General features: G+C 71.6%; 2 protein-coding genes. Both read left to right on the top strand.

Translation table 11 applies throughout. The features are described from left to right. The first annotated feature begins 576 nt into the window (after positions 1-576). Positions 577-4635: a polymorphic toxin-type HINT domain-containing protein gene (locus tag ACWGJO_RS40895; protein WP_452190866.1), complete on the top strand. Its 4059-nt coding sequence runs from the start codon at positions 577-579 to the stop codon at positions 4633-4635. A 14-nt stretch (positions 4636-4649) separates the two neighbouring features. Then, entirely contained in the window at positions 4650-4997 is a 348-nt protein-coding gene (locus tag ACWGJO_RS40890; RefSeq protein ID WP_452190865.1) for a hypothetical protein, read from the top strand. The last annotated feature ends 102 nt before the right edge of the window (positions 4998-5099 follow it).

Genomic DNA, 5099 nt, shown 5'->3' with positions numbered 1-5099 from the left:
CGCCGGGGTGCCGTCGGCGGAGGCGATCGCCGTGACGCCGAGCGTGGCGGCCGCGGCGACGGCACCGCCAACGAGCCAGCGGGACATGCGCTTTGCCATGAGTATTCCTCTTCGTTCGTTTGATGTTGCCCTGGTCGACAGATCGCCGGAATGGGACGAAGACCCCGGATGGCAGGCGAACCGACATGATGCGATGAAGCGTCATGAATGGTGGGAGCAGGGATTGAAGGCCACTTGACCACCCCTGTGACCATCGGCGGAAACCGCCCCATCGAACCAGATCGACTGAGCCCGCGCCAAGACCCTTTTTGCAGCTCAGGCAGGCAGGTTGTCACGATTTGGAATGCATTTGATCACATACTGACGGTGCGACACCTTTGCCGAATTATGAACCCACTGAGGCACTTTGACGCCTTGACCTCTCTTCAACCCTTTGACTTCGTGAGCGTTCTGTTGGACCGTCATTTATCGTGGGGATCTGCCGCGGCCGGATTCGGCCGATGTCGACAGTGGAGGTTTCCCGTGCGCCAATCGATATCCCGCTCACGACGGCGAGGGAGGGGAGGGCCGCCGCTGTTGGGCAGGCTCTCCCTGAGCCTGCTGCCACTGGCCCTCACGGCCGGACTGGTGGGGGCCGGCGTTCCGAGCGCCGCCGCAGGGGCGGTCGGCGGAGAGGTCCAGCCGAGCGACCGCCAACGCGCCGTTCAGGCGTGGCTCAACAGCGGCCCCCGGCTCCACGCACTCGCCGAGGCCGCGCTCGCGGGCTCCGACCAGGACGTGAAGCGCTTCCTGGACACCGAGTTCGCCGCGGCGCAGAACGCGGACGACCTGCTCACCGCCACCCAGATCTCCAGCGTGGGCGGGCCGAAGGTCCGCGAGGCCGCCGACAAGGCCATCGACGGGACGGCCGCGGACCGACGCGCCTTCCTGGAGGGCGGCTGGCAGTCGGCGCTCGACGCGGACCGGCGGCTGTGGATCACCCGGATCACCGACCCCGCGATGGGCGCCGGACGGAGTCTCCAGGCCGCGGGCGACGCCGCACTGCGCAGCAACACCAGTGACGACCTGCAGCGGTTCCTGACCGAGGGCCAGTTCCCTGCGAAGGACGCCGACGACCGGGTCAAGCTGGTCCAGATCCTGAGCTCCGGTGGCCCCAACGTCCAGGCCGCGGCGCGTCTCGCGCTGAACGGCACGATCCAGGACGTGCGCGACTTCCTCGCCGTCGGCCGGTACATCGCGCAGAGCCGTGACCAGGAGCGCGCGAGCATCGCGCAGCTGGCGCAGCAGGCCAAGGACGCGAGCGCCCAGGCGGCCCAGGAGACGGCCGCGGCCATCGAGGCCAAGGACACGGCGGTCCACGAGGCGCAGAAGGCCATGGAGGCCGCCGCGCGGGCCGCGTCCGAGACCCAGCAAGCCGGCAACGACGCGGCCAAGGCCACCGCCGCCGCGAACGACGCCGCCAGTGCGGCCGACCGCGCGGGTGCCGCGGCGAAGACGGCGATGGCGGCCGCCCGCGCGGCCAACGCGGGTGCACGCGCGGCCGCCTACGCGGCGTCGAACGCGGCCGCCGCGGCGGCAGGGGCCCAGCGCGCCGCGGCGAACGCGCGAACGGCGGCGGCCGCAGCGGCCGGTGACGAGACCAAGGCGCACGAGGCACGGGTGGCGGCGGACGCCGCCGACGCCGCGTCCAAGATCGCCGCGGACGCGAACGCCACGCTCGTCAAGGCGAACGAGGCTGCCAAGAGCAGCAAGGACGCGGCGGGTGCCGCGCTCAGCGCCAAGGGCAACGCCGATGCCGCGGCGGGCTCGGCCGAGCAGGCCGGTGCCTACGCGGACAGCGCGGGCGGACAGTCGGCGAAGGCCAAGCAGGCCGCGGCGGCGACGCGCCGCTCGGCCGCCGAGGCCGGCCGTGCCGCCGCCGCCTCCCAGCAACTGGCGGCCGAGGCCGTCACGAAGGCCGACGCGGCCGCGGCGCTCCTGAAGTCCGCGGGCGAGCACGCCGCCGCGGCGGCGCAGGCCGCCCGGGACGCCGCCGACCACGCCGGTCAGAGCAGCAACGCCGCGCAGGAGTCCACCGACCACGCGAACGCCGCCTCCGGCTTCGCCGCGGACGCCCAGGCCGCGGTCGACAAGGCCAACGAGATCCAGGACCTGGCCCGCCGCACCGAGGCCGAGGACCTGACCAACCGCACCGCGGCGGCTGTGGAGAAGGCCCGCAAGGCCAAGGCCGACCAGGCCGACAAGCAGGCGCAGACCGACCAGGCCGCCCAGGACGTCCAGAAGGCGAAGGCCGAGGCCGACCGCCTGGCCCAGCTGGCCAACCAGCCCGGCGCCACCCCGGCGCAGGTCGCCACCGACGGCCGCAAGCTCGCCCTCGTCTCCCGCAAGATGTCGAGCACCTGGGGATCCGCAGCAGCCGACGCGGCTCTCACCGGCAACGACGCCGCCGTGTTCTCCTACCTCAGGACGGGCCGCAAGCAGGCCGAGGAGCACGACGCCCGCGACCGAGCCACCAAGATCTACGGGGACTCGGAGAGCGACGGGGTCCGCACCGCCGCCTACACCGCGCTCCAGGGCACCACGGACCAGGTCAACGCCTTCCTGGCCAGTGGTCAGTTCGATGCCGCGGCACCGGAGAACCGGCTGACGATCACCCGCGTCAGCGACAGCGCCGGCCCGGCCGTCAAGGCCGCCGCGGACGCCGCGCTGCGGGTCAACACCCCGGCCGCGCTGCGGGACTTCCTCGGCAAGGGGCTGTCGGACGCGCAGGCCGCCGACGACCGCCTCGTCGCCACCCGGCTGGAGGACGCCCCGGACACCGAGCCCGAGCTCAAGGCCGCGGCCAAGGTGGCCCTCGAAGGCCCCGTCCAGGACCTGCGCACCTTCGTGGCCCAGGGCCAGTTCACCGCCCAGCAGAAGGACCGGCTCACCGCCGTCCACGTCGCCGATGTCAAGGGCCTGATCGCCGAGGCCACCGCCGCCGCCGCCACCGCCCAGAAGAACGCGGCCACGGCCCAGGCCGCCGCCGCCACCGCCCGCGGCGCCGCCGCCGAGGCCAACGGCTACGCCGCCCAGGCCCAGGCCTCGGCCAACACCGCCGCCGACTACGTCACCAAGGCCCAGGCCGCCGCCGACGCCGCCCAGGCCGACGCCGCCAGGGCCGCAGCGGCCGCCAAGAGCGCGAACGCCGCCAAGGCCTCCGCCAACCGCGACGCCGCCAAGGCCGTCTACTCCGCCAACCAGGCCGAGCGCTCCGCCCGGCAGGCTCGCTGGTCGGCGGCCGAAGCCAACGAGTCCGCGAGCGCCGCCCGCAGCTCCGCCGAGGCGGCCGGTCAGGACGCGACGGCCGCCCAGACCGCCGCCGACAACGCCCACGCGACCTACGAGACGCGGCGGGACGCCGAGGAGAAGGCCCGGCTCGCCAGGCTGGAGGCGGAGCGCAAGGAGGCCGAGAAGCAGGCCCAGGCCGCGCAGGAGAAGCAGGACTCGATCGCGGCGATCGAGGAGGAGATCAAGAAGGCGAAGGAGGACAGCGAGAACGTCAGCTACCTCTACCACCTCTTCTCCGAGAGCATCCACCTCACCCTCGACGTCATCGGCGGCGCGGGCGGCGTCATCGCCCCCGGCCTCGCCGACATCGCCGACCTCGTCAACTGCGCCTACTACGCGGTCGAGGGCAGGACCACCGAGGCGGTCACCTCCTGCATCGGCGCGATCCCCTTCATCGGCGACGGTGCCGCCGTCGCCAAGCTCGCCCAGTGGGCCAAGAAGTTCGGCTCCTGGGGCGAGAAGGCCGTCGAGTTCATCCAGAAGCTCGTCACCCGCGTTCCGCCGGTCTGCCCGCTGAACAGCTTCCCGGCCGGCACCCGCGTCCTGATGGCCGACGGCTCCGCCCGTGCCATCGAGACCGTCCAGGTCGGCGACGATGTCCTCGCCACCGACCCCACCACCGGAGTCACCGGTCCCCGCCGGGTCTCGGACACCATCTACACCCCGGACGACCGCGACTTCACCGACATCTCCCTGGGTGCCGGTCAGTCCCTGACCAGCACCGGCCACCACCCCTTCTGGTCCGAGAACCGGAAGCAGTGGACCGACGCCGCCGACCTCAGGACCGGCGACGACCTGCGCGACCCCGCCGGACAGCCCCGGCGCATCGAGGACGTCAGGAACTGGAACACCCTCCAGCCCGCCTACAACCTCACCGTCGACGAGATCCACACCTACTACGTGCTGGCCGGCGACCTGCCGGTCCTGGTCCACAACGCAACGAACTACTGCCCGAAGCGTCTCGCCCTCGGTCTCAGCGAAACCCTGGACGGCGAGGACCTGCTGGGCGCGTTCACCAAGCTCACCAAGTCGAAGTCGTTCATGAACTTCCCCGACGGCACGGACTGGAAGCAGACCGTCCGTGACGCGCTCACCCCGGGAAAGAACACCGAAATCGTCTTCAACCTCACCGGCATCGGGAAGGATCTGGCACGGGAGTGGGCCGCGGCACAGGAGGGGATGGCGGTTCCCGTGAAGCCCTTCACAGGCTGGGAGCTGGCCATGATCAAGGCTGCGCCGAAGGAGGTACGGGATCGCGTGAAGTGGTACCTGGACGGTGTAGAGACGACGAGCCCCTTCGACTGAGACGAGCCCTTCGCATGACCAACGGGATGACGTTCCTGGCAGGAATCGACAACCTGCCCCTGCGGACCGGGCGGGCCTTCCGCCCCTGGTCCTACTCGGTGTCGCACCGCTGCCTGGTGCTGCGGACCTGGGAGGACGAAACGAAGCCGGTCCTGGAACTGGAGTTCAAGAACGTCTCGGCGATGAAGCTCCGACGGAGCTTCGACGAGCTGCACGTGTCCGAGGCCGACGGGCGCCCCGAGATCGACGAGTTCGCGGGGATCACGGAGAACAACCGCGAGTTCTACCGGACCCTGCTGTTGTCCGACGGCACCCGCCAGGGGTTCGTCGTGTGCAGCCGCATGCAGCTCGTGAGCCTGTGACACGACTCCGTTGATCCCGAGGCGTGAAGGCGTCCTGCCGGTTCCGTCCGGCAGGACGCCCTTCCCGTCGGCCGTCGGCCCCCAACCCGGACCGGGGGGGCC

It is taken from the genome of Kitasatospora sp. NPDC054795 (assembly GCF_053611565.1).
The sequence above is the reverse complement of the archived record's forward strand: the minus strand, read 5'-3'. Positions and strand labels throughout refer to the sequence as shown.

Bases quoted from the DNA above. Each gene is read 5' to 3' on its own strand.
- ACWGJO_RS40890 (WP_452190865.1), top strand. From the start codon at position 4,650: ATGACCAACGGGATGACGTTCCTGGCAGGAATCGACAACCTGCCCCTG.